The 20,556-nt window shown below is 68.1% G+C and carries 22 protein-coding genes; 11 read left to right on the forward strand and 11 right to left on the reverse strand.

The features are described 5' to 3' along the window. Positions 1-57: 57 nt before the first annotated feature. Complete coding sequence (gene parC / locus BSY19_RS14420) at positions 58-2,304, forward strand: DNA topoisomerase IV subunit A (protein ID WP_069054768.1); 2,247 nt, start codon at positions 58-60, stop codon at positions 2,302-2,304. Between the two features lie 192 nt (positions 2,305-2,496). On the opposite strand, the gene BSY19_RS14425 is transcribed toward parC, so the two are convergent. The 4 genes from BSY19_RS14425 to BSY19_RS14440 form a co-directional block, all read right to left on the reverse strand. Then, on the reverse strand, positions 2,497-3,096 hold the full coding sequence (locus tag BSY19_RS14425) for an outer membrane protein (protein ID WP_236840536.1): 600 nt from the start codon (positions 3,094-3,096) through the stop codon (positions 2,497-2,499). A gap of 94 nt (positions 3,097-3,190) precedes the next feature. Beyond that, positions 3,191-4,216: a DUF2336 domain-containing protein gene (locus BSY19_RS14430; RefSeq protein ID WP_069054770.1), complete on the reverse strand. Its 1,026-nt coding sequence runs from the start codon at positions 4,214-4,216 to the stop codon at positions 3,191-3,193. Positions 4,217-4,334: 118 nt separating this feature from the next. Then, positions 4,335-5,360 carry a DUF2336 domain-containing protein gene (locus BSY19_RS14435; RefSeq protein WP_069054771.1) on the reverse strand — a complete coding sequence of 342 codons (1,026 nt, stop codon included), beginning with the start codon at positions 5,358-5,360 and terminating at the stop codon, positions 4,335-4,337. A gap of 151 nt (positions 5,361-5,511) precedes the next feature. After that, on the reverse strand, positions 5,512-6,258 hold the full coding sequence (locus BSY19_RS14440; protein WP_069054772.1) for an arginyltransferase: 747 nt from the start codon (positions 6,256-6,258) through the stop codon (positions 5,512-5,514). Between the two features lie 136 nt (positions 6,259-6,394). On the opposite strand from BSY19_RS14440, the gene BSY19_RS14445 reads away from it, so the two are divergent. Continuing rightward, positions 6,395-6,817, forward strand: coding sequence for a putative toxin-antitoxin system toxin component, PIN family (locus BSY19_RS14445; RefSeq protein ID WP_069054773.1), 423 nt, complete (start codon positions 6,395-6,397; stop codon positions 6,815-6,817). Then, positions 6,814-7,053, forward strand: coding sequence for a ribbon-helix-helix domain-containing protein (locus BSY19_RS14450; protein ID WP_069054774.1), 240 nt, complete (start codon positions 6,814-6,816; stop codon positions 7,051-7,053). Before BSY19_RS14445 ends, BSY19_RS14450 begins: the two co-directional genes overlap by 4 nt. Before the next feature lie 30 nt (positions 7,054-7,083). Here the strand turns inward: BSY19_RS14450 and BSY19_RS14455 are convergent, their stop codons facing one another. The 4 genes from BSY19_RS14455 to hemB all read right to left on the reverse strand — a co-directional run bounded on the left by BSY19_RS14455 (position 7,084) and on the right by hemB (position 11,408). Continuing rightward, on the reverse strand, positions 7,084-7,557 hold the full coding sequence (locus BSY19_RS14455) for an RDD family protein (protein ID WP_083247616.1): 474 nt from the start codon (positions 7,555-7,557) through the stop codon (positions 7,084-7,086). Positions 7,558-7,614: 57 nt separating this feature from the next. Continuing rightward, positions 7,615-8,874, reverse strand: a complete 1,260-nt coding sequence (locus BSY19_RS14460; protein ID WP_069054775.1) for a threonine ammonia-lyase — start codon at positions 8,872-8,874, stop codon at positions 7,615-7,617. 57 nt (positions 8,875-8,931) lie between these two features. Next, positions 8,932-10,266, reverse strand: coding sequence for a branched-chain amino acid ABC transporter permease (locus BSY19_RS14465; protein ID WP_171905144.1), 1,335 nt, complete (start codon positions 10,264-10,266; stop codon positions 8,932-8,934). Between the two features lie 143 nt (positions 10,267-10,409). Next, a complete protein-coding gene (gene hemB / locus BSY19_RS14470; RefSeq protein ID WP_069057114.1) occupies positions 10,410-11,408 on the reverse strand; it encodes a porphobilinogen synthase in 999 nt (332 codons plus the stop codon). 223 nt (positions 11,409-11,631) lie between these two features. On the opposite strand from hemB, the gene BSY19_RS14475 reads away from it, so the two are divergent. The 4 genes from BSY19_RS14475 (at position 11,632) to BSY19_RS14490 (ending at position 15,364) form a co-directional block, all read left to right on the forward strand. Next, on the forward strand, positions 11,632-12,687 hold the full coding sequence (locus tag BSY19_RS14475; RefSeq protein ID WP_069054777.1) for an enoyl-CoA hydratase/isomerase family protein: 1,056 nt from the start codon (positions 11,632-11,634) through the stop codon (positions 12,685-12,687). 4 nt (positions 12,688-12,691) lie between these two features. Next, entirely contained in the window at positions 12,692-13,141 is a 450-nt protein-coding gene (locus BSY19_RS14480; protein WP_069054778.1) for a DUF6163 family protein, read from the forward strand. A gap of 203 nt (positions 13,142-13,344) precedes the next feature. Further along, the gene (gene ldtR, locus BSY19_RS14485; RefSeq protein ID WP_069054779.1) at positions 13,345-13,857 is read left to right on the forward strand and encodes a transcriptional regulator LdtR; all 513 of its coding nucleotides are present in this window, start codon (positions 13,345-13,347) and stop codon (positions 13,855-13,857) included. 274 nt (positions 13,858-14,131) lie between these two features. Beyond that, positions 14,132-15,364, forward strand: a complete 1,233-nt coding sequence (locus tag BSY19_RS14490) for a L,D-transpeptidase family protein (protein WP_069057115.1) — start codon at positions 14,132-14,134, stop codon at positions 15,362-15,364. A gap of 588 nt (positions 15,365-15,952) precedes the next feature. Here BSY19_RS14490 and BSY19_RS14495 read toward each other — a convergent pair. The 3 genes from BSY19_RS14495 to nhaA form a co-directional block, all read right to left on the reverse strand. Next, a complete protein-coding gene (locus tag BSY19_RS14495) occupies positions 15,953-16,276 on the reverse strand; it encodes a type II toxin-antitoxin system PemK/MazF family toxin (protein ID WP_069054780.1) in 324 nt (107 codons plus the stop codon). Then, entirely contained in the window at positions 16,273-16,497 is a 225-nt protein-coding gene (locus BSY19_RS14500; RefSeq protein WP_069054781.1) for an antitoxin MazE family protein, read from the reverse strand. Before BSY19_RS14500 ends, BSY19_RS14495 begins: the two co-directional genes overlap by 4 nt. Positions 16,498-16,571: 74 nt before the next feature. Beyond that, the gene (nhaA, locus tag BSY19_RS14505; RefSeq protein ID WP_069057116.1) at positions 16,572-17,762 is read right to left on the reverse strand and encodes a Na+/H+ antiporter NhaA; all 1,191 of its coding nucleotides are present in this window, start codon (positions 17,760-17,762) and stop codon (positions 16,572-16,574) included. A 209-nt stretch (positions 17,763-17,971) separates the two neighbouring features. On the opposite strand from nhaA, the gene glyA reads away from it, so the two are divergent. Genes glyA through nrdR form a run of 4 tightly spaced genes read left to right on the forward strand, consistent with a single transcriptional unit; the run spans position 17,972 to position 20,525 of the window. Next, entirely contained in the window at positions 17,972-19,273 is a 1,302-nt protein-coding gene (gene glyA, locus BSY19_RS14510; protein ID WP_069057117.1) for a serine hydroxymethyltransferase, read from the forward strand. 56 nt (positions 19,274-19,329) lie between these two features. Further along, positions 19,330-19,563, forward strand: a complete 234-nt coding sequence (locus BSY19_RS14515; protein ID WP_150129626.1) for a hypothetical protein — start codon at positions 19,330-19,332, stop codon at positions 19,561-19,563. 1 nt (position 19,564) lies between these two features. Beyond that, positions 19,565-20,008, forward strand: coding sequence for a PIN domain-containing protein (locus BSY19_RS14520; protein WP_171905145.1), 444 nt, complete (start codon positions 19,565-19,567; stop codon positions 20,006-20,008). Between the two features lie 19 nt (positions 20,009-20,027). Beyond that, a complete protein-coding gene (nrdR, locus tag BSY19_RS14525; RefSeq protein WP_069054784.1) occupies positions 20,028-20,525 on the forward strand; it encodes a transcriptional regulator NrdR in 498 nt (165 codons plus the stop codon). The last annotated feature ends 31 nt before the right edge of the window (positions 20,526-20,556 follow it).

Below are 20,556 nucleotides of genomic sequence, written 5' to 3' on the forward strand. Positions count from 1 at the left end.
GCGATTCGCGGCGTGCGATAGAGGCGCGTCGGGAATCGCAGCGGAGGTGAGCAAGCCATGGGGAAGCCGGTCGATCCGCCGCCGGAGGAGGAGTCCGAGCGCATCGACCTGAAGGCCGCGCTCGAGGAGCGCTACCTCGCCTATGCGCTTTCCACCATCATGCACCGCGCCCTGCCGGATGCGCGCGACGGGCTGAAGCCCGTCCATCGGCGCATCCTGCACGCGATGCGCCTGCTGCGGCTCGACCCCGGCCAGGTGCACAAGAAGTGCGCCCGCATCGTCGGCGACGTCATCGGCAAGTTCCACCCGCATGGCGACCAGTCCGTCTACGACGCGCTGGTGCGCCTGGCGCAGGACTTCGCCCAGCGCTACCCGCTCGTCGATGGCCAGGGCAATTTCGGCAATATCGACGGCGATAATGCGGCGGCCTATCGCTACACCGAAGCCCGCATGACCGAGGTCGCGAGGCTCCTGCTCGACGGCATCGACGAGGACGCGGTCGATTTCCGCGAGACCTACAACGGCGAGGACGAGGAGCCGATCGTGCTCCCCGCCGCCTTCCCGAACCTGCTGGCGAACGGCTCGCAGGGCATCGCGGTCGGCATGGCGACCTCGATCCCGCCGCACAACGCCGCCGAACTCTGCGACGCCGCGCTCTATCTGATCCAGCATCCGGAGACCTCCTCCGAACAGCTGATGACCTTCGTGCAGGGGCCGGATTTCCCGACCGGCGGCATCATCGTCGAGAGCCGCGCCTCGATGGCGGAGACCTACCGCACCGGCCGCGGCGCCTTCCGCACCCGCGCGCGCTGGCACGCCGAGGATCTCGGCCGCGGCACCTGGCACGTCGTCGTCACCGAGATCCCCTACATGGTCCAGAAGGGCCGGCTGATCGAGAAGATCGCCGAGCTTCTGAACGACAAGAAGCTGCCGCTCGTCGCCGACATCCGCGACGAATCGGCGGAGGACATCCGCGTCGTCATCGAGCCGCGCGCGCGCAACGTCGATCCGGCGCTGATGATGGAATCGCTGTTCCGGCTGACCGAGCTGGAATCGCGCATCTCGATGAACATGAACGTGCTGACCGGCGGCCTGGTCCCGCGCGTGCTCGGCCTCAACGAGGCGCTGCGCGCCTGGCTCGACCACCGCCGCGACGTGCTGCTGCGGCGCTCGCGCTTCCGCCTCGGGCAGATCGAGAAGCGGCTCGAAATCCTGCGCGGCCTGCTGATCGTCTATCTGGACCTCGATCGCGTCATCAAGATCATCCGCGAGGAGGACGAGCCAAAGACCGAGCTGATGCGCGTCTTCGAGCTCAACGAGGTCCAGGCCAACGCCATCCTCGACACCCGCCTGCGCGCCCTGCGCAAGCTCGAGGAGATGCAGCTCAAGACCGAGCTCGACGAGCTGACCAAGGAGAAGGGCCAGATCGAGGAGCTTCTGGCCTCGGAACCCGTGCAGTGGAAGCTGATCCAGCACGACATCCGCCAGGTGAAGAAGCTGTTCGGGCCGGAGACCGCGATCGGCAAGCGACGTACCTCCTTCGCCGACATGCCCGACACCACCGACATCGACCTGACCCAGGCGATGGTCGAGCGCGAGCCGGTGACCGTGGTGATCTCGAAGAAGGGCTGGATCCGCGCGCTGAAAGGCCATGTGCAGGATCAGTCGACCCTGACCTTCAAGGGCGATGACGGGCTGAAGACCGCCTTCTTCACCGAGACGACCGCGAAGCTCCTGGTGCTCGCCACCAACGGCAAGGTCTTCACCCTGGAGGCGGCCAAGCTGCCCGGCGGCCGCGGCTTCGGCGACCCGATCCGCCTGATGATCGACCTCGAGGAACATGCCGAGATCGTCGAGGCCTTCCCGTACAGGCCTGGCCTCAAGCTCTTGATGGTGACGACGGACGGGCGCGGCTTCGTCGCCCCGGCCGACGACGTGGTCGCCAACACCCGCAAGGGCCGGCAGGTGCTCAATGTCGACATGCCCGTCGAGGCGCTGCTGGCGACCCCGGCCGAGGGCGACCATGTCGCGATCATCGGCCAGAACCGCAAGCTGATCTGCTTCCCGCTCTCGGAGGTCGCGGAGATGAGCCGCGGCAAGGGCGTGCGCCTGCAGCGCTACAAGGATGGCGGCGTCTCCGACGCCAAGACCTTCAAGCTGGCGGACGGCCTGACCTGGCGCGACACCTCGGGCCGGACCTGGACCGTGGCGCAGGCCGAGCTGCTGGAATGGCTCGGCCACCGCGGCGAAGCCGGCCGCCTGCCGCCCAAGGGCTTCCCGAAGAACAACAAGTTCGGGGGCTGAGCAGACGGTAGGCGCTCGGCGCCGCCGTCATGGTCGGGCTTGTCCCGACCATCCACGTCTTCATCGGGAAAGTGCGGTGTTCAAGACGTGGATGCTCGCCACGAGGGCGAGCATGACGCAGTGGAAACCGAGATCCGCCAGTCACTTACGCCCGCCGGCGGAATCACCCCCGCAAGCGTCTGAATCAATCTCTCAGCGGATGCTCTGGCCGACGACGCCGACTTCAAGGCCGAGCGTGAGGTTGTTGGTCACCGCCCATTCGACGCCGGCGCGTGCCTCGGGCCGCACCGCGATGTCGCTGCGCGAGAACGGCGCCGACCAGGGCGTCGCGCCGTAGCGGTAGGTCTCGTTGGCGGCGGCCATGCCGACCTTGGTGTAGACAAGCACGTCGGGCGTCACCAGCACGCCGGTCTTGATCTGGAAGGCGCCGGCGAAGTCGCGCGTGAAGCTCGCCTGGCCGAAGCCCGGCGTGTTCGAGCCGCCGAAGCTCGGCATGTAGTCGAGCGCGCCGACGATGCCGTAGACGAAATTGCCCTCGCGCTTCATCACGCCGGCCTCGAGTCCGAAGGTCGGGCCGGCGCTGCTGCCGAAGCGCTTCGAGCTGGTGACGTTGAAGCCCGTCGAGATGCGGGCATAGGAGCCCTCCCAGCGGACGCCGCCGGGCGCCACCGTCGGCTGCGACCAGGCGAAGGAGGGCAGCGGCGCGAAGCCGTCGAAGGGCAGCCATGACTGGGCGCGGGCCGCGCCCGGCAGGAGCAGGGCGCCGGCGATCACGGCGGAGAGAAGCGGCACTCTCACAGTCGAACACATCCTCGTCGCTGCAGTCTGCATCGGCAGGCTAGCATGAGGGGGCCGGAATGTCGCGGATTTGTGGCGGGCTGGCGCGTCAGGACAGCTTGGTCTTGAGCTTGAGGAAGCGCATCGTCCGCTCGGCGGTGGCGGTGTCGAGCGCGGCATAGGCCTTCAGGTCGTCCTCGGTCGCGGTCTTCGCGAACATCATGCGCCGGCCGCGCAGCTTCAGCACGGCGCCGAAGGCGTCCGTCGAGACGCCCAGCGCCCGACAGGCGACGGCGATCCCGCTGGCATCGCGCTGCATCAGCACGCGCAGGGCCTGGTCGGTGCTGAGATGGGCGACCTGGGCGAAGACCAGCGCGAGGTGGAAGGCGCGGTCCTCGTCGGCCAGCATCGTGACGATCTCGTCGAGCGCGCGCTTGCCGGCCGAAAGGTCGGCCATCAGCAGCTTGATCTCGAGCCGCTGCTGGCGGGCCTGGCGGGCGAGGCTCAGCGCCTCGCTGCCGGGCTTGTTCCAGAGCGCGCCGTCTTCGCCCATCTGCTCGACGATGCGCATCACGCGCTCGGCGCGGTTGGGCGTCAGGTCGGAGCGGGAGGACAGGGCGAGGCTGATCTGGCCGTCATGGCCGCCGCGCTCGATCAGCCGGTCGAAGCCCTTCTCCGACAGGCTGGCGCCCTCGTTGGCGCTGACGGTGTGCAGCACCTCGCGATCGCCGCGCTCGACCAGGATGTCGGTGACGCTCTCGGAGAGACGGGCGCGTTCGGCGATCGCCACGAGATGGCGCTGCGACTGCGTCACCGCGATCGCGGCCAAATCCGTGTCGGTCAGGACCGGCGAGAGCTTCAGGACGAGGCGGGCCACGTCGGCGTCCGGGTCGGAGGCGAGCGTCACCGCCACGTCGCGCGGCAGGGTCGGCGTCTCGGCGACGCGGTCGGCATAGTCGCGCCGTGCATCGGCTTCGAGATGCGGCAGCGATTTGAGCGCGATATCGCCGTAATGCGCCTGCGACGCCTCGTTGGGCGCCTCGTCCAGCAGGAACAGGTCGGTGACCGCATTCAGCAGCTGTCGCCGGCTGTCCGACGACATTTCCGCAGGCATTCGGGACAGTTCGCTGAGCATGGGGTGATCCGGGAACAAATCAGAGCGTCACCATAGCGCCGAGGGTTTGACCGATGATTAAGATGACGCTGCGTGATCGGCGAATTCGCAGCATTCGATTCTGCGGGGCAGGGCGCCCTCAGGCGACCCGCGCCTTCATGCGGATGAAGCGCATGCTGCGCTCGGCGGCCGCCATGTCGATCTGCGCGTAGCGGCGCAGATCCTCGTCGGTGTCCTTGTTGGCGAACATCAGGCGCCGCGCCCGCAGCGCCAGCACGGCGGCGAAGGCGGGGAAGCCCACCTCCAGCGCGCGACAGGCCAGCGCGATCCCGCTGACGTCGCGCCGCAGCAGCACCCGCAGCGCCTGTTCGGCGCTGATGTCCGAGGCCTGGGCGATCACCTGCGCGAGATGATAGGCGCGGTCCTCCTCGGCGAGCATGACGACGATGTCGTCGATCGTGCGCGAGCGGTCCTTCAGGTCCTTGATCAGCTGGCTGACCTCGAGCCGCTGGCGCCGCGCCAGCCGCGCGATCGCGGCCGCCTCGCTGTCGGAGGCGAAGTCGACATCGTCGTCCTCGCCCAGTTCCACCAGGACCCGCAGGACGCGCTCGGCCCGGGCATCGCTGAGGTCAGAGCGGACGGCGACCGCGCGCGGAATCGCCGCCTCCTCGCGGCCGCGCTCGAGCAGGCGGTCGAAGCCTTCCTCGGAAAAGGCGGCGCCCTCGTTGCCGCCCACGGTCTTGAGCACGCCGGTGTCGCCGCGCTCGACCAGGATATCGGTGATGTTCTCCGACAGACGCACGCGTTCGGCGATGGCGGCGAGATGCGCCTGCGACTGGTTCAGCGCGATCGCCGCGAGGTCGCGGTCGGTCAGGACGGGGGACAGCCGCAGCACCAGCCGCGCCACCTCGCCATCCGGATCCCCCGCCAGTGCATTGGCGACGCTGCGCGGCAGGTTCGGCTCGGCGGCGACCTCGTCGGCGTAACCCTGCCGCGCCTGGGGATCGAGATGGGGCAGGGCGCGCAGCGCGATCTCGCCGTAATGGTGCTTGGACAGACCCGTCGGCTCCGGGTCGCAGAAAAACAGGTCCGTCACCGCCTGCAGCAGCTTTCGACGCGCGTCGGACGACGTCTCCGCGGCGAGTTTGAACAGCGAGTGCAGCATGACGCCCCCGAAGCCTTTCTCGTGACGGGCCAGCCCCACGGGGCACGGCCCAGTGTGGCGCAGCCCGGTGACCGCGAAAACCATTGTCGGGAATTGGTATGAACAAAACCTATTGCCGCAGCGTCAACGACGTCGGGGCTCAGCGACGATGTCAGCCGAAGCGTTCCCAACCCTGCGGCAGCAGCCTTTCCTGGGGCAGGAAGCGCTGCTTGTAGGCCATTTTCGGCGAGCCCTCGACCCAGTAGCCGAGATAGACATAAGGCAGGCGCAGCCGCCTGGCCCGTTCGATATGGTCCAGCACCATGAAGGTGCCGAGCGAGCGCGCCTCCAGCGACGGGTCGAACACCGAATAGACCATGGAGAGCCCGTCGCTCAGCGTATCCGTCAGCGCCATCGCGAAGAGATCGCCCCGGCCGCGACCGGTGAAGCCGCTGTCGGGGCCGCGCCGACGATACTCGATCAGCGCGGTCTCGACATGCGTGTCCTCGACCATCATCGCGAAGTCGAGCGCCGACATCGTCGCCATCCCGCCATCGGGATGGCGCTCGTCGAGATAGGTCCGGAACAGCGAGTAATGCTCCGAGCGGGGCCGCGGCGGCAGCCATTCGCCGATCAGGTCGCTGTTGTGCGACATCACCTTTCGGAAACTGCGCGAGGGCCGGAACTCATCCACCAGGACGCGGACGGAAATGCAGGACCGGCAGGTCTCGCAGGCCGGGCGATAGGCGATGCTCTGCGATCGACGGAAGCCGCCATGGCTGAGCACGTCGTTGAGATCGCGTGCACGGGCGCCGACGAGATGCGTGAACACCTTGCGCTCTTCGCGCCCGGGCAGATAGGGGCACGGCGTCGGCGACGTCAGGTAGAATTGCGGGGCATCCCGCAACGGGCGCGTCACGTCAGGTTCGCTCCGGCATCGGGGTCGAACCTGAGTTTAGCAGCAGTGTCGACGGCAACAAGGGCCGCCTGTCGATGACCCAACGGCATGACCGCCCTATCTTGATCGCCGTCGACCTGACGGCATATATGCTATCATGACGATCTCGGTCGTGATCGATACCAACGTATTCGTATCCGGCCTGCGGTCGGAGGGCGGTGCATCGCGTGCTGTTTTGCGCGCTGCGCTGCAAGGGGAGGTCGAGCCGCTATTCGGCAATGCCCTTTGGCTCGAGTATCGCGATCTGCTCGCTCGCCCCGTCTGGAGCGACATCACGACGCCGCAGGAGCGCGACCAAGTCCTCGCGGCGCTGGCAAAGCGAGGGCGTTGGGTCACGATCTACTTCGGGTGGCGTCCGAATTTGCCCGACGAAGCAGATAATCATCTGATTGAGCTGGCGATCGCAGGGGGCGCTTCCGCTATCATTACACACAATTTGCGGGATCTCGGCCGCGGCGAACTCCGCTTCGGACGGCTCGCCATCCTGACGCCCGCTCAGTTCCTGGAGGTGAAACGATGACGGTCATGACCATCAGGCTGCCGGAGGAAACGGCATCGCGGCTCAAGTCGCTCGCGCAAAGCCGGGGGCTCAGCGTCAACAAGCTCGTCGAGCAGTTGAGCGCGCAGGCGCTGGCAGCGTGGGACACCGAAAACCATTTCCGAAGCGTCGCCGCGACGGGCGACATCGAAGCTGCCTTGGCGGTTCTCGACCGGCTGGACGCCGAAGCCAAGCCCTCTCGAACGGTGGGGCGGTAACAGGCGCTGGTTGCGCCTGTCGCCGTGCCGTCAGGCGCGCACCACCACCAGCCCGGTGAGCAGGTCATGGCCGAGGCGCCGGTCGCTGCGCACGATGCCGCAGAGGATGTCGAGCACCCAGAGCGCCACCGTCGAGGCCGCGACATAGAACAACAGCGCGTGGACGGCGGCCGCCAGCCCGTCGGGCCGGCCGCCGGTGGCGGTCTCGACGCGCAGGCCGGCCATGCGCATGCCCCAGGTCGACTGGCGCGGGCCGCCGATGGTCAGCGCGGCGTATCCGAGCGCGGTTGCCACCGTCGCGATCGGGATCAGCAGCCAGGTCGCGCCGAAGGTGATGATGCCGAGCACCGCGAGCGCGAACCAGACCAGCGAACCGAGGATCGCGAGAATGATGATGTCGCCGATCCAGGCGAAGATGCGCGAGCCCAGGACGCCGCTGACATCCTGAACCGGACGCTCGCCCATCGCGACGATCGGGGGCTGGCCGTAGCGGGTGTCGCTCATCTTGAATTCGTGTCCTGTTCTCGTTCGGGCCGGTGCGGCCCTCGATACAATGTTTGGTCAGCGCCCCGGTTCCGCAAGGTCGCGGCCCGCAAGTCCCCGCGGCAGCACGCGATGGGGCGCAAAGCCGCTCTCGCGCAGCGCCACCTCGATCGCGGCCGAATGGGCGCTGCCGCGGGTCTCCACGGTGACGTCCAGCGTCACGCCCTTGGCGGGCACGTCGAGGAAGAGCCGGCCATGGCTGACCTCGAGGATATTGGCGCCCTGCTCGCCGAGCAGGCTCGCGACCTTGCCGAGCAGGCCCGGTCGGTCGGCGGTCGTCAGCCGGAAGGCGACGATGCGGTCCTCGCGCTCGAGTTCGCGCACCATGATCGCCGCCAGCAGGCGGGTGTCGATGTTGCCGCCGCAGAGCAGCAGGCCGACCTTGCGCCCGGCATAGCGCCCCGGCTCCTTCAGCATCGCGGCGAGCCCGGCCGCGCCGGCGCCTTCTGCAAGACTGTGCTGAAGACTGGCGTAAGCGTAGACCGCGCGTTCGATCAGGTCCTCGCCGACCAGCACGATGTCGGAGACGAGGCTGGAGACGATCGGCAGGGTCTGGACGCCGACGGTCTTGACCGCGATGCCCTCCGCCAGCGTCGGCCCGCCGACGGGCAGGTCGTCGGCATTGATGGCGTTGAAGAAGGAGGGATAGAGCGCAGCCTCCACCCCGATCAGCTCGATCGACGGCTTCAGCGCCTTGGCGGCCACCGCATTGCCCGCCATCAGCCCGCCGCCGCCGAGCGGAACGATCAGAACCTCCAGCTCGGGGTCGTCGTCGAGCATCTCGCGCGCGATCGTGCCCTGGCCGGCCATCACGGCGGGATCGTCATAGGGATGCACGAAGACCAGTTCCTCGGCCGCGGCGAGTTCGCGTGCCTTCTGCGCCGATTCGTAGAGCGTCTCGCCATGGAGGACGACGCGGGCGCCGTGGGAGCGCGTGTTCTCGACCTTCACCAGCGGCGTCGTCTCCGGCATCACGATCGTCGCGGGAATGCCGAAGCGCCGCGCGTGATAGGCCACAGCCTGGGCGTGGTTGCCGGCCGACATGGCGATGACGCCGCGTTCGCGCTCATCCTCGTCCAGCGTCAGCAGCTTGTTGACCGCGCCGCGCTCCTTGAACGAGGCCGTCGCCTGCATGTTCTCGTGCTTGACCAGCACGGTCGCGCCGGTGAGCTCCGAGAGGCGCGGCGCCGGCACCAGCGGGGTCCGCAGCACATGGCCCTCGATGCGCCGCGCCGCCGCCTCGATATCCGCCGGCGTGATCGTGAAGGGCTCGCTCATGGTGGGGAGTCCGGTTGCTGAAGAGGGCGTGAGGGTGAGGGCGGACAGGCGGGGCGCTCAGACGGGCCGCGGGGTCAGCGCGCCATCGCCGAAGAAGCCGCCCGGCCGCAGGATCAGGACCACGGCGAGCAGGGCATAGACGGCGATGTCGCGCTGTTCGAGCGGCATCATCGCCGACCAGAGCACTTCGAACAGGGCGATGCAAAGCCCGCCCAGCGCGGCGCCCGCCGGCGTGCCGATGCCGCCGAGGATGGCGCCGATCAGCGCCTTCAGCCCGAGCGTGAAGCCACCGGCGAACCCCATCCCGCCATAGACGGCGGTGACGATGACGCCGGCCATGCCGCTGGCCGCGCAGGCCAGGATCAGCGCCCGGTCGTGGACCGCCCGGGGATCGACGCCGAAGAGCGCGGCGGTGCGCGAATCGTCGGCGACCGCGCGCCATTGCCGGCCATAGGCCGAGCGCCCGATCAGCAGGACGAGCCCGAGCGTCGCCGCGAACCCGGCCGCCGCCACGCCCAGCCCCAGCGGCGTCGCGGTCACGATGAAGCTGCCGGCGCGGGCCAGCGGCATCGGCTCGTTCAGCACGGGCGGCAGCCAGCGCAGCCCCGTGCCCTGCGCCAGCCGCAGATATTCCGACAGAGCGAGCGCGAGGCCCAGTGTCGCGATCAGCACCGCCTGGCCCCTGGCGCGGGCGAGGGGCCTCAGCACGAACCGGCCCATCGCGAAGCCGTGCAGCGCTGCGACGAGGATGGCGACCACGAAGGCCGCCATCAGCCCTGCGACCGGTGTCGACGCCGCGACGGAGACGAACAGGGCCGCCCCGACCACCGCGGCCGTCGCGCCCAACGCCGCGAACTCGCCGAAGCTCAGGATGATGCGCCCGCTCAGGCCGTAGATCAGCGCATAGGCGCAGGCGAGCAGGGCGTAGATCGCCGCCGTTGGCAGGGTGCTGAGCCCCTGCTGCAGGCCATAGGCCGCGGCGTGAGGTAGCTCCGGCAGCCAGAGCGGCAAGGCGGCGCCGGGGTCGACCGGCGGCTCGGCGCGGTCCTCCAGATAGAAGCGGCGCAGCAGGTAGAAGCTCGCATCGGTCATCGGCTGGCCGTCTGAGGCGATGCCGATCAGGCCGCCGCGCCGCGGCCCCTGGCCTTCGCCGGCGAAGAGGCAGTCGATGCTGCGCCGCCGCACCGGGCCTGCGGCCGGTCCCGCCAGATAGATCATGCGCAGGACATGGGGCCGGGACCCCGTGCCCGACCGCTCGATCGTGATCGGCGTGCCCGGTGCGTTCAGGGCGGGAATCGCCTGGCGGCAGAGCCGCTGCTGGTCGGTGTCGAAGCGCTCGCTGCAGGAGGCGAGCGCGAGAACCAGCAGAATCGTCGGCAGGAGAGGGCGCATGCGGCGGCCAGCGTAGCGCAGAAGCGACCGCGCGCCATTCGTCATTGCGAGGAGCGCAGCGACGAAGCAATTCAGGGGGCGTCGAGCGCCAAGTCGTTGGATGGCTTCGCTGCGTTCGCAATGACGAGCGGAGGTGCGAGTCCTCAGCCGGCGGCCTTGAGCTTCTGCGCCACCTGCGGCGCGAAATAGGTCAGCACGCCGTCGGCGCCGGCCCGCTTGAAGGCGGTCAGGCTCTCCATCATCGCGCGTTCGCCGTCGAGCCAGCCATTGCCGGCCGCCGCCATGATCATCGCGTACTCGCCCGAGACCTGGTAGGCGAAGGTCGGCACCCGGAAATGGTCCTTCACCCGCGCGACGATGTCGAGATAGGGCAGGCCGGGCTTGATCATCACCATGTCGGCGCCCTCTTCGAGATCGAGGCCGACCTCGGCGATCGCCTCGTCCGAGTTGGAGGGGTCCATCTGGTAGGTGCGCTTGTCGCCGACCAGCGTGGCGTTGGTGCCGATGGCGTCGCGGAACGGGCCGTAGAAGGCCGATGCGTATTTCGCCGCATAGGCCATGATCTGCACGTCCTCCTGGCCCGACGCGTCAAGCGCGGCCCGGATCGCGCCGACGCGCCCGTCCATCATGTCGGAGGGGGCGATCACGTCGGCCCCGGCATCAGCCAGCGCCAGCGCCTGCTGGACGAGGATCGCCACGCTGGCGTCGTTGAGGATGCGCTCACCCTCCATCACGCCGTCATGGCCATGCGAGGTGTAGGGGTCGAGCGCCGCGTCGCAGATGATGCCGATCTGCGGCACCTCGGCCTTGATCGCCCGCACCGCCCGGCACATCAGGTTGCGCGCGTTCAGCGCCTCGGAGCCGGTCGGGTCGCGCAGCGCCTTGTCGACGAAGGGGAAGGGCGCGATCGCCGGAATGCCGAGCGACGCCGCATGCGCGGCCTGGCGCACGGCCTCCTCGATGTTGAGGCGGTCGACGCCCGGCATCCAGGCGACGGGCGTGCGGGCCTCGCTCGAATCCATCAGGAAGAGCGGCCAGATCAGGTCGTCGGTCGTCAGCCGCGTTTCGCGCACCAGCCGCCGTGACCATTCCGCCTTGCGGTTGCGCCGCATGCGCCGGGTCAGGCCGAGAGCGGGGGCCATGTCCGGGCGAAGCTGCGGCGCCGGGAAGGGCCGCACGTTCCGGGTGTCCAATGAGGCCTCCGTCGGCTGGGTGTGCCGGCAAGGCCGGTCATAGAACCGTAGCACATCGGAACGGTTCCAAAAAAGGGCCTGTCGTCGCACGGATCGTCGGGCGTTCGGGCGCGTTGACAAGCGTCGCCGGCCCGGCCCAGAACCGGGCCGACGCAGCAGGGAGCGCAGCCGCATGTCGCAGACCCCGGAGATCCTGTGCGAGGTGCGCGGTGCGGCCGGCATGGTCGTGCTCGACCGGCCGAAGGCGCTGAATGCGCTCACCCTGCCGATGGTCCGCGAACTCGCCCGCGCGCTCGACGCCTGGGAGAAGGACCCGGCCGTCGAGCGGGTCGTCGTCACCAGCACGAGCGAGAAGGCCTTCTGCGCCGGCGGCGACATCCGGACCCTGCACGATCTCGGCAAGGCGGGCCGCCATGACGAGATGCTCGCCTTCTGGGGCGAGGAATACATCCTCAACGCCCGCATCAAGAGCTATCCGAAGCCCTATGTCGCGCTGATCGACGGCATCGTCATGGGCGGCGGCGTCGGCATCTCCCTGCACGGCAGCCACCGCATCGCGGGCGACCGCTACCTCTTCGCGATGCCCGAGGTCGGCATCGGCTTCTTCCCCGATGTCGGGGCGACCCATGCGCTGCCGCGCTTGGCCGGCGCGGCCGGCATCTATCTCGCCTTGACGGGCGACCGGGTGGGCGCGGCCGATGCGCTGGCGTTCGGGCTGGTGACCCATGCGGTGCCGAGCGCGCGCATGGCGGAGGTCACGGACGCGCTGACCCGCCGTGGCGCGCTGGACGACATCCTGGCCACGGTGAGCCATGATCCCGGCCCGCCGAAACTCGCCGCTGAGCGCGAGACGATCGCCGATTGCTTCGGAGCGCCGACCCTGCCCGCCATTCTCGCCCGTCTCGATGCGGCCGCCGCCGCCGGCAGCGCGTTTGCGGCCAAGCTGCGCCAGACACTCGCGGTGAAGTCGCCGACCAGCGTCGCCATCGCCTTCGAGCAGATGCGCCGCGGCGCCGGGCTCGACTTCGCCGAGGCGATGCGCACCGAGTTCCGCATCGTCTCGCGCATCGCCCACGGCCATGATTTCTACGAGGGCGTGCGCGCGGTGGTGATCGACAAGGACCACGCGCCACACTGGCAGCCGGCCTCGCTCGACGACGTCGACCCCGGCGCCATCGCGGCCTATTTCGCTCCCCTCGGCGCGGCCGAGCTGGCGCTGGAGTCCTGAGGCGATGCCGGCGGGCGACACCGACACGCTGCGCAGCGGGCGCATCGAGGGTGGGGCGGGCGGCGGCGCGCAGGCCGCCTCGACGCGCTGGCGCACGCTGCTGGTCTGGATGCTGCGCATCCTCTCCGTGCTCTGGCTCGCCAAGGGGCTGCTCGCCTGGGCCGTGATCTTCGGTGTCTGGGGCGAGGCGCAGCCGCCCTTCGAGAACCGCCTGCTCAGCTTCCAGGCCATCATCGTCTATTTCGCGGTGATCGATCTCGTCGCGGCCGTCGGGCTCTGGCTGACCTCGACCTGGGGCGGCGTGCTCTGGCTGCTGGCCGCGATCAGCCATCTGCTGCTGGCCTTCTTCTTCCCGCGGTTGCTGCCGATGACGCCCTGGCTGGCGGGCGCCTATCTCTGCGCGATTCTGGCCTATTTCGTCGCGACCTGGGCCGCCGAGAACGAAAGCGCCTGACGACCGACCGTTCGACAGCGACGAGTCACGGTAACTAACGCTTTAGCTTAAGCCTTTCTGGCTTCATCTTGCATTCACCCAAAGGGGTAAATCCCTGATTCATCCTGATATTTAAACTCGTTTTCATCCGCCCGGCCTATGGTGTTTCTCAGAAGCGGATCGGGAGATCAATCCTGACCGGCAGTCAACAGGCGGGATATACCATGAAAGCGAGCGTCAAGACTTCGGCCGTCGACAGGTCTGAAGAGGCTGACCTGAAGGTGAAGCCCCTCTACCTCGAGTCCCTCACGCTGGTGGAGCGGCTGCACCGCCGCCTCCTAGACGTCATCAAGGACGAGTTCGAGCGGCGCGGCCGCGACGACGTCAACAGCGTGCAGGCCCTGCTGCTCTACAACATCGGCGACGCCGAGCTGTCGGCCAGCGAGCTGCGCACCCGCGGCTACTATCTCGGCTCGAACGTCTCCTACAACGTCAAGAAGCTGGTCGAGCTCGGCTATCTCCACCATGCCCGCTCGCGGATCGACCGTCGCTCGGTGCGCATCAGCCTCACCGAGAGGGGCGCGGAAGTGCACAATCTCGTGAAGGGCGTCTACGACAAGCACGTCCGCACGGTCGAGCAGATCGGTGGCATCGCGGCCGACGACTTCGAGCGCATGAACAACGCCCTGCTGCGTCTCGAGCGCTTCTGGACCGACCAGATCCGCTACAAGCTCTGAAACGGGGCGGGATCGCTCCCGCTTCCGCCTCTCTCGCACGCTGTCGCCGCTCCCGCCGCCGGCCGGGGGCGGCGTCGCGTTGCGCCGCCGCCACAATCGCGCCCTGCATGTTGCAGGATGCGGCCATGCCCTAAATTCGCCGCGCTCATCACGCCTCGTTAATTGTGTTACGGCAGTTTCGCCCGGTATGAGGCTCCCGCGCCAGCGGGCGGCCTGCGGGTCCTTGCCGGACCCGCGCACGATGAACGAGTTCGAGAGGGACGTGATGCCGACGATGAGCCTGACCCGCCGCGAAACAGTTCTGGCGCTGCTTTCGGGCGCCGCTGCGACCACGGCCGTGCCGGCCTTCGCCCAGCAGGCGGAGTGGCGCCAGAGCTATGATGCCGGCGCCCGCAACGCCGTGGCCCGCTCGCACACGCCGATGCTCTCGCCGGAATCGCTCCAGGCGACGGAAGCGGCGATCGTCGCCTATCGCGATCTCGCGGCGCGCGGCGGCTGGCCGCAGATCCAGCTCGCCGAGCGCATGGCGGTCGGCTCGCGCGGTCCCGGCGTCGTGGCCCTGCGCCAGCGCCTGATCATCACCGGCGATCTCGAGGCCAATGCCGGCACGAGCAACGTCTACGACTCCTATGTCGAGGCCGGTGTCCGCAACTTCCAGGCCCGCGTCGGTCTCTCGACCACTGGCGCGATCAACCGGGCGACCGTCGCGGCGATGAACGTGCCGATCGACCGCCGCATCCGCCAGCTCGAGACCAACGTCATCCGCCTGCGCACCTGGTCGGGCAATCTCGGCAACCGCTATGTCGTCGCCAACATTCCGGCCGCGACGGTGGAAACCGTCGAGAACGGTCAGGTCGCGACCCGCCACGCCGCCGGCGTCGGCAAGATCGACCGCCAGTCGCCGCTGCTCTCGACCCGCATTCCCGAGGTCAACTTCAACCCGACCTGGACCGTGCCCGCTTCGATCATCCGCAAGGATCTGATCCCGAAGATGCGCAAGGAGCCGAACTACCTCACCGAGAACAAGATCCGCATCATCGGCCCCAATGGCGAGATCGCCCCGGAGCGGGTGAACTGGAACTCGGACGAGGCGACCCGCTACACCTTCCGGCAGGATCCGGGTGGCGAGTTCAACTCGCTCGGCTTCGTGCGCATCAACATCCCCAGCCCGCACGGCGTTTACATGCACGACACGCCGGCCAAGGGCATCTTCGGCGACGATTTCCGCTTCGTCTCCTCGGGCTGCATCCGCGTCCAGAACGTGCGCGACTACATCGCCTGGCTGCTCAAGGAGACCCCCGGCTGGGATCGCGCCAAGATCGACCAGGTCATCGCCTCGGGCGAGCGCATCAATGCGCGCCTCGCCAATCCGGTGCCCTGTCACTGGGTCTACATCACCGCCTGGGCGACGCCCGACGGCGGCGTCCAGTTCCGCGACGACATTTACAACAAGGACGGACTCGGCCCGGCCCCCGTTGCCGCGCTGCAGGGCGAGCAGGACATCTGAGCGGCTGTTTGCGAGCCGTCTAAGACGAGGAAACCCGCCGGCAACGGCGGGTTTTTTCGTTTTGGGGGACGGAGCATCGACAGTGGGGATGTCTCGCGTGATGTAGATCAGCTTAGGATCAGCGGTTGCCGTTACCGGTGCTTGGGATGCGACCGACGCCGCATTTCGTCCACGACATCCTTGATTTCACAGTCGAGGGCGAAAAAATCCCCCAGCGTGCGACCATTCAATCCGTTCCAAGAACCGCCATACAGAAGGCCCATAAGCCGATAGCAGATGCGGGCATGCACAGGGCCTCTACCAAACGGCATGGCTAGCCCGGACTTGTAAAGCCAGCGGTTTGGCAGGTCGCCCGCATGTGGCGCCAGCCACTCCCTGTAGGCGACACATCTCTCGAAATGAGAAACGAGCTCATCATCCGGGAGTTTCGCGAGGTCTCCGCGAAGATTGAGGCCAAGTCTCAAGCGGCTCTCCGCTGCTCAGGCTGAGGGGCTCGATTGCAGCCACTCGCTTGTGAGATGTTTACCCAAAGCGGGTCGCGCTGCTAGTGCCGGTAAGGCGTTGCCATCGAACTGCTGCGCATCCCTCTCACGCAATCCCGAGAAACAGCGCCAGTGACCGCGTCACCGCCAGCATGGTCGTATCGTCCAGTCTTCCTATGACGGCGCCGACCCTGTGCCGCTGGACCGACATCGCCTTGTCGATCTGGATCTGCGAGGGTTTGAGCAGTCCGTTCTGTGGGGTCGGCTGGACTGTCAGGCGGATCAGGGGGGCATCGACCAGCGTTCCCGAGATCAGCAGAACGGTGATGGTGCCGGTCTGATCGAAAGGATCGGCATGGACGACGAGGGCAGGGCGGGGCTTTCCGAAATCGCCCGTCATCGCGACGGTGACGATCTCGCCACGCGTCACGCCTCGTCCTCGCCGGTGAGATCGGCCAGAGCGGCCTCGAGAAAGCTGTTCAGGCCGTTATCGTCGGCGTCCGCCGCTGCGACAATGAGCGACTGACGGCGGCACTCTTCGACAAAACCCGGACGGCGGGTGTCTGGAACCCAAATCTGAACGGGCCGCAGCCCGGCGGCCCGCAGCGCATCGCGACGCTTCTGAACCCGCTGGTTGACGGGTGTGGGCATGAGCACCTCCGCAATCCGTTACATGTTACAGATAAGGGGGCGCTCCGGTGAGATCAAGGCGCTGCGGCTGCCTCTCACTCCGCCGCCGGTCTGCGCCCTGCCATCCGCAGCACGAGCGCGCCCAGCACCGCCGAGGCGATCGAGCCCAACAGCACGCCGATCTTGGTCGCCTTGCCCAGTTCGGGGCTGTCGAAGGCGAGCGCGCCGATGAACAGGCTCATGGTGAAGCCGATGCCGCAGAGCAGCGCGACGCCGTAGAGCTGCAGCGTGTTGGCCTGCGCCGGCATCGCCGCGAGCCCCGCGCGGATGGCGAGCCAGGAGAAGCCGAACACGCCGATCTGCTTGCCGAGGAACAGGCCGAGCGCGATGCCCAGCGGCACCGGCGCCAGCGCACTGGCGGGCGTCATGCCGGTGAAGGACACGCCGGCATTGGCGAAGCCGAAGATCGGGACGATCAGGAAGGCGACATAGGGGTGGAGCCAGTGCTCCAGCGTGTGCAGCGGCGAGTGTTCCGGCTCGTCGCTGTCGCTGCCGTCGCCGATCGGGATGGTCAGCGCCAGCGCAACGCCCGCCAGCGTCGCGTGGACGCCGGATTTGAGCACGAAGAACCAGAGCAGCGCCCCGAGGCCGAGATAGGCCCAGAGCTTCGTCACATGCAGGCGGTTGAGCACGATGAGCCCGACGATGCAGGCGCCCGCCAGCACCAGCATCGGCAGGGACAGGCCCTTGGTGTAAAACAGCGCGATGATGATGACGGCGCCGAGATCGTCGAGGATCGCCAGCGCGGTCAGGAAGATCTTGAGCGAGACCGGCACGCGTGAGCCGAGCAGTGCCAGCACACCGAGCGCGAACGCGATGTCGGTGGCGGCGGGAATCGCCCAGCCGCGCATCGCGACCGGGTCGCCCCGCGTCAGCGCCAGGAAGATCAGCGCCGGCACGACCATGCCGCCGAGCGCGGCGATACCGGGAAGCGCCCGGCGCGACCAGGTCGAGAGCTGCCCTTCGAGGAGCTCGCGCTTGATCTCGAGGCCGACCAGCAGGAAGAACACCGCCATCAGCGCGTCGTTGATCCAGTGCAGGATGCTCAGGCCGGCGACATAGCTGCCCAGCGTCGCGAAATAGAGCGGCGCCACCGGCGAGTTTGCGATGATCAGCGCCAGTGCCGCGGAGATCATGAGCAGCACGCCGCCGGCGGCCTCGCTTTTCAGGAAGGCGCCCAAGGGCGAGCGCCTGGCGAAAGGGGCTTCGTCGGTCTTCAGCTGCATCTCCGGTCCTGTTCCCTCGCGGTTGTTGGTCATCCTCCCTTGTGCCGTGACCGCGCGCTCATGTCACCCGCTTCCCGCTTGGAAAGGGGCTCCGCGGGTGCTACGGGACCGCGCATGGCGGGATCGAGCGCGGATTCCGCACGACAGAGTGAAACCGCATGGGCCCCGGTCGGGACCATGCGACGATCCAGCGCCGATGGAGCCTCGCCATGAGCCATGACGCCGCCGCCGAAAAGCACCTTTCGAACTCGTTCTTCGGCGCTTCGCTGGCCGATGCCGACCCGGAGATCGCGCGCGCCATCGACCTCGAGCTCGGCCGCCAGCGCGACGAGATCGAGCTGATCGCCTCGGAGAACATCGTGTCGCGGGCGGTGCTGGAGGCGCAGGGCTCGGTGATGACCAACAAGTACGCGGAAGGCTATCCCGGCCGCCGCTACTATGGCGGCTGCCAGTTCGTCGACATCGCCGAGAAGCTGGCGATCGAGCGGGCCTGCCGGCTCTTCGGCTGCGGCTTCGCCAACGTCCAGCCCAACTCCGGCAGCCAGGCCAACCAGGCCGTGTTCATGGCGCTGATGCAGCCGGGCGACACCTTCATGGGCCTCGACCTCGCCGCCGGCGGGCACCTGACCCATGGCGCGCCGGTCAACCAGTCCGGCAAGTGGTTCAACGTCGTCTCCTACGGCGTCTGCGTCGTCGACCAGCTGATCGACTACGATGCGCTCGAGCGGCTCGCCCGCGAGCACAAGCCCAAGGTCATCGTCGCCGGCGGCTCGGCCTATGCCCGCCACTGGGATTTCGCCCGCTTCCGCGCCATCGCCGACGAGGTCGGCGCCTGGCTCTTCGTCGACATGGCGCATTTCGCCGGCCTGGTGGCGGGCGGCGCGCACCCTTCGCCGTTCCCGCACGCCCATGTCGCGACCACGACCACGCACAAGACCCTGCGCGGCCCGCGCGGCGGCATGATCCTGACCAATGACGAGGCGCTGGCGAAGAAGTTCAACTCGGCCATCTTCCCGGGCATCCAGGGCGGGCCGTTGATGCATGTCATCGCCGCCAAGGCCGTCGCCTTCCACGAGGCGCTGCAGCCGGAGTTCAAGATCTACGCCCGCGCCGTTGTCGAGAACGCCAGGGCGCTCGCCGAGACGCTGCGGACCAAGGGCTTCGACCTCGTCACCGGCGGCACCGACAACCACCTGATGCTGGTCGACCTGCGCTCCAAGAAGGTGACCGGCAAGGCGGCCGAGGCCGCGCTCGGCCGCGCCCACATCACCTGCAACAAGAACGGCATCCCCTTCGACCCCGAGAAGCCGATGGTCACCTCCGGCATCCGGCTGGGCACGCCCGCCGCCACCTCGCGCGGCTTCGGCGTCGCCGAGTTCAAGAAGGTCGGCGAGCTGATCGCCGAGGTCCTGGACGGCCTCAGCCAGAACGGCGAGGAGGGCAACGCCGCCGTCGAGCAGGCGGTCAAGGCCAAGGTCCACGAACTGACCGGGCGCTTCCCGATCTATTGAGGGACCTGCCTGTCGTTGCCAGATCGTGGTATGATGATCACAGACGAGGGTTGATCATGACGACGATCACAATCGAGGAACTGCGCCGGCTCGCTGCGGCTGGCGCGGTTTCGCTTCCGGACCCGTTTTCGCAGCGAGGCGCCTCGATCGACGCGGTAATTGACCCGAGCGGGTCGGACCGCGCGGCTCAGGTTGCGGAGCTGCTGAAGACTGTGCGCGATCTGACGAAGGACCGCACGGTCGAACAGACGGCTGAACTGGAGCGGTGGCTGGAAGAACGCGAAGTCTGAGGTGAGACCGCCTTCCGCCATATTGGTCGTCGACGCAAACATCGTCTTGAGCTGCGCGCTGGGGTTGCGCGGAGGGGATGTTCTCGCGGTCGTGGCCCGGCACCGCCTCCTGGCAATCTCCCAGCGCGCCGTGGACGAAATCGACAAAGTTGCGATGCGCCTGGTCGAAGACGGGCATCCGACCGCTTTGTTTGCTCCAAAGCTGGTTGATGATTTGAAGATTGTCGCAGAGACGGAGTATTCACGCCTCATCCCCGAGGCCGCGAAGACGCTGATGCTAGCGCCCGCCTCCCGCAATGGGAGTTCGGCCGATGCGCACGTCCTGGCGCTCGGATGGCTGGCGGAGGCTGACATCTGGTCTCACGATCGCGACTTCGCCGGAACAGGATGGCCATCCTGGTCTACCGCCAATCTGAGGGCTGCTTTGGCCCGCGAAGAGCTCTGAAGAGGACTGAAGGCCCGCCATGCGCTGTCCCTATTGCGGCTCCCTCGACACGCAGGTGAAGGATTCGCGCCCGACCGACGATTCCGCCGCCATCCGCCGCCGCCGCGTCTGCCCCGATTGCGGCGGCCGCTTCACCACCTTCGAGCGGGTGCAACTGCGCGAGCTGACCGTGGTCAAGCGCTCGGGCCGGCGGACGGTCTTCGACCGCGACAAGCTGCAGACCTCGATCGAGGTGGCGTTGCGCAAGCGCGCCGTCGCGCCCGAGCGGATCGAGCGCATGGTCAACGGCATCGTGCGCCAGCTCGAAAGCTCGGGGGAGGGCGAGATCACCAGCTCCGCCATCGGCGAGCTCGTCATGGAGGGGCTGAAGGCACTGGACGACGTCGCCTATGTCCGCTTCGCCTCGGTCTACAAGAATTTCCGCGAGGCCCGCGATTTCGAGGCGATCCTCGACCAGCTCAGCAGCGACGAGGAGGCGGGCGAGGCCGTCCCGCTGCCGCCCCGGGCCGATGGCTGAGGCCCCGCGGACCGCGCCGCCATCGACCGCG

The sequence above is a fragment of the Bosea sp. RAC05 genome (assembly GCF_001713455.1).
Classification (GTDB): Bacteria; Pseudomonadota; Alphaproteobacteria; order Rhizobiales; family Beijerinckiaceae; genus Allobosea.

Excerpts from the sequence above, each read along its gene's own strand:
- BSY19_RS14475 (WP_069054777.1), top strand. The coding sequence starts at position 11,632 with ATGTCGCAGACCCCGGAGATCCTGTGCGAGGTGCGCGGTGCGGCCGGC.
- BSY19_RS14455 (WP_083247616.1), bottom strand. The coding sequence starts at position 7,557 with ATGAGCGACACCCGCTACGGCCAGCCCCCGATCGTCGCGATGGGCGAG.
- BSY19_RS14490 (WP_069057115.1), top strand. The coding sequence starts at position 14,132 with ATGAGCCTGACCCGCCGCGAAACAGTTCTGGCGCTGCTTTCGGGCGCC.
- BSY19_RS14430 (WP_069054770.1), bottom strand. The coding sequence starts at position 4,216 with ATGCTCAGCGAACTGTCCCGAATGCCTGCGGAAATGTCGTCGGACAGC.
- BSY19_RS14445 (WP_069054773.1), top strand. The coding sequence starts at position 6,395 with ATGACGATCTCGGTCGTGATCGATACCAACGTATTCGTATCCGGCCTG.
- BSY19_RS14450 (WP_069054774.1), top strand. The coding sequence starts at position 6,814 with ATGACGGTCATGACCATCAGGCTGCCGGAGGAAACGGCATCGCGGCTC.
- nhaA (WP_069057116.1), bottom strand. The coding sequence starts at position 17,762 with ATGCAGCTGAAGACCGACGAAGCCCCTTTCGCCAGGCGCTCGCCCTTG.
- BSY19_RS14500 (WP_069054781.1), bottom strand. The coding sequence starts at position 16,497 with ATGCCCACACCCGTCAACCAGCGGGTTCAGAAGCGTCGCGATGCGCTG.
- BSY19_RS14435 (WP_069054771.1), bottom strand. The coding sequence starts at position 5,360 with ATGCTGCACTCGCTGTTCAAACTCGCCGCGGAGACGTCGTCCGACGCG.
- BSY19_RS14460 (WP_069054775.1), bottom strand. The coding sequence starts at position 8,874 with ATGAGCGAGCCCTTCACGATCACGCCGGCGGATATCGAGGCGGCGGCG.
- hemB (WP_069057114.1), bottom strand. The coding sequence starts at position 11,408 with ATGGCCCCCGCTCTCGGCCTGACCCGGCGCATGCGGCGCAACCGCAAG.
- glyA (WP_069057117.1), top strand. The coding sequence starts at position 17,972 with ATGAGCCATGACGCCGCCGCCGAAAAGCACCTTTCGAACTCGTTCTTC.
- BSY19_RS14465 (WP_171905144.1), bottom strand. The coding sequence starts at position 10,266 with ATGCGCCCTCTCCTGCCGACGATTCTGCTGGTTCTCGCGCTCGCCTCC.
- parC (WP_069054768.1), top strand. The coding sequence starts at position 58 with ATGGGGAAGCCGGTCGATCCGCCGCCGGAGGAGGAGTCCGAGCGCATC.
- nrdR (WP_069054784.1), top strand. The coding sequence starts at position 20,028 with ATGCGCTGTCCCTATTGCGGCTCCCTCGACACGCAGGTGAAGGATTCG.
- BSY19_RS14515 (WP_150129626.1), top strand. The coding sequence starts at position 19,330 with ATGACGACGATCACAATCGAGGAACTGCGCCGGCTCGCTGCGGCTGGC.
- BSY19_RS14480 (WP_069054778.1), top strand. The coding sequence starts at position 12,692 with ATGCCGGCGGGCGACACCGACACGCTGCGCAGCGGGCGCATCGAGGGT.
- ldtR (WP_069054779.1), top strand. The coding sequence starts at position 13,345 with ATGAAAGCGAGCGTCAAGACTTCGGCCGTCGACAGGTCTGAAGAGGCT.